A 2,169-nucleotide genomic window follows, 5' to 3' on the forward strand; every position below is an offset into this window, starting at 1 on the left:
GACCGCGGCGCCGGCCGAGGCCCCGGCGAACGCGCCGGCGGGCACGTCGAGCGCGAGCCGCATGAGCGCACCGGACCCGACCCGGGCTAGCTGGGTGGGCGGCAACCGGCGCGTCTGCCACGCGCGCCGCGCCCACGGCCCCCCGCGGGTCAGGGCGCGGGCGAGCGTCACCGCGTCGACGATCGCGTCGCACGCTCCCCGCCCCAGGTTCGGGGTCATCGCGTGCGCGGCGTCGCCCAGCAGGACGTACCGACCCCGGGCGTAGCGTCGCAGCGGCGGCGCGACCCACAGCCGGGTCGCGCTCGCCGCAGAGGCCTGCGGCGCGGCGAGGGTGTCGCGCACCACGCGGGCCGCTCGGACCGACTCCGCCCGGGCCCGCGCCTCCTGCAACACCGCCTCGACGGGGAGCGGTTCCGGGCCGAGCGCGCTGCGATGCGCGGCGAACCAGTAGCTGCCCCTGCCCACGGGAACGATGCCGAACAACATTCCGCCGCCCCAGTATTCGCCGACGGCTCCGGGCGGCGGCGGGGAGTCGGTGAGCCCGCGCAGCACGACGTAGTCGGTCTGCCGGCGGGTGGCGGCGCGCGGGTCGACGAGGCCGCGCACCACGCTGCGCACCCCGTCGGCGCCGACGACGAGGTCGGCGTCGAGCGATGCGGGGTCGGTGATCTCGGCGGTCACGCGCCGCACCGCCGGTGGGAGTGCCGCGCCGAGAGCCCGCATGAGGTCGGGGCGACGCACCATGACGAGGCCGGGCGCGCCGCCCGCGGCCACCCGGCGGCCGCCCATGTGGTGCAGGCCGCCGTGCCCGGGGGAGCCGGTCTCCAGCGAGTCGAGCACGCCGAGCCCGGTCAGGGCGCGCCGGGCCGCCGGCCACAGCCCGAGGGCCGATCCGACGGCGTCACGGTGGGGCGTGGCCTCGTAGACGGTCACCTCGAACCGCCGTGGGTCGAGGGCGGCTCCGAGCGTCAGGCCGGCGATACCGCCTCCGACCACGGCGATGCGTCGACGCGCAGCCATCACTCCCCGCTCGGGCTCGTGGAACTCAGGATCGCCGGCCGCGGCCGACGGACCCCGTCAGGCTAGTGCGACAGCAGGCTGGGCCGGCGGGCGGGCATCCACCGGCGGCGGGCGAGCGGGCTCCCGACGACCGGCTCCGCGACGTGTTCGCGCATCGGCACCTCGAGCTCGGCGAGCAGGCCGCGCACGCGCTCCTCCAGCTCGTCGCGGACCCGCCGCACCATTTCGATCGGCTGCTCGAACGGGTCGTCGACCTGCCAGTCCAGATACCGCCGGCCCGACTCGTCGGTCGTCTGGCAGCCGATGCGCACGACGACGTCCGCGGCGTGCAGCACGTCGCCGCGCAGCGGGCTGGGGTAGGCCCGCTCCAGGGTGATACCGCGCTCGGCGAGCGCCTCGACGACGTGCGGGTTGAGGTAACCGGTGGGGTGCACGCCGGCGCTGAGCACGTGCACGTGCCCCGCGCCGAGGTGCTCGGCGAGAGCCGCAGCCATCTGCGAACGGCCCTGGTTGTGCTCGCACACGAACAGCAGGGTCGGCACCCGCGCGTGCAGCGCACCTTGCGACGCGGCCCGGGCGACGAGCACGTCGCGCACGTAGTGCTCGACGAGGGCAGGCACGAATTCGGGGTGATGAGTAGTCGACTCGAGCTCGGTGCGGGCCTGGGCCACGAGCTCCTCGACGGTCTCGTGGGTGAACGTCGCGCTGTAGCGCTCGGCCAGGTCGTCGGTGACCCGGGTGATGAGTCGCGCGTAGGTGGCGCTGTGAGTGTCCACGCCACACCTCCCAAAGTGAACAAAGGGTTAACGACCAGTGTAGGGAAGATGGCGCGGGGTGGGGTAGTCGACACGGGCCGCGATGTTGACCCACCTATCCCACACAAGTCTGTGCAGAAAGAGAGGGGCGGAGGCCGAGCCCGCCAGGAGCGGTCGCCGATGCCATCTAGGCTGGTGTCGTGAGTGACGAGAGCGTGTCGCAGGGCGTCGAGACCGGCCGAACGGGCGACGTCCCGGGCGCCTCGAACCCCCCGGGCACCTCGGCGACCCCGGCTGCCCCGGGCGCCCCGGCTGCGCCCACGACGCCCACCGCCCCGGGCGCCCCGGGCGCCCCGGGCGTCCCGGCTGCGCCGAGCGTCGCGACCGCGTCCAC

3 protein-coding genes are annotated in these 2,169 nt (G+C 75.4%); 1 reads left to right on the plus strand and 2 read right to left on the minus strand.

Going from position 1 to position 2,169, the window contains the following annotated elements:
- On the minus strand, window positions 1–1,020 hold a 1,020-nt coding region (locus PINTE_RS21060; protein WP_068434522.1), incomplete at its 3' end, for an FAD-dependent monooxygenase.
- Window positions 1,021–1,082: 62 nt separating this feature from the next.
- Window positions 1,083–1,796, minus strand: coding sequence for an arsenate-mycothiol transferase ArsC (locus PINTE_RS21065; protein WP_068434525.1), 714 nt, complete (start codon window positions 1,794–1,796; stop codon window positions 1,083–1,085).
- Between the two features lie 179 nt (window positions 1,797–1,975).
- Between PINTE_RS21065 and PINTE_RS24070 the strand changes: the two genes are divergently transcribed.
- On the plus strand, window positions 1,976–2,169 hold a 194-nt coding region (locus PINTE_RS24070), incomplete at its 3' end, for a hypothetical protein (protein ID WP_217996679.1).

The sequence above is a fragment of the Piscicoccus intestinalis NBRC 104926 genome, assembly GCF_001515525.1.
Classification (GTDB): domain Bacteria; phylum Actinomycetota; class Actinomycetes; order Actinomycetales; family Dermatophilaceae; genus Kineosphaera; species Kineosphaera intestinalis.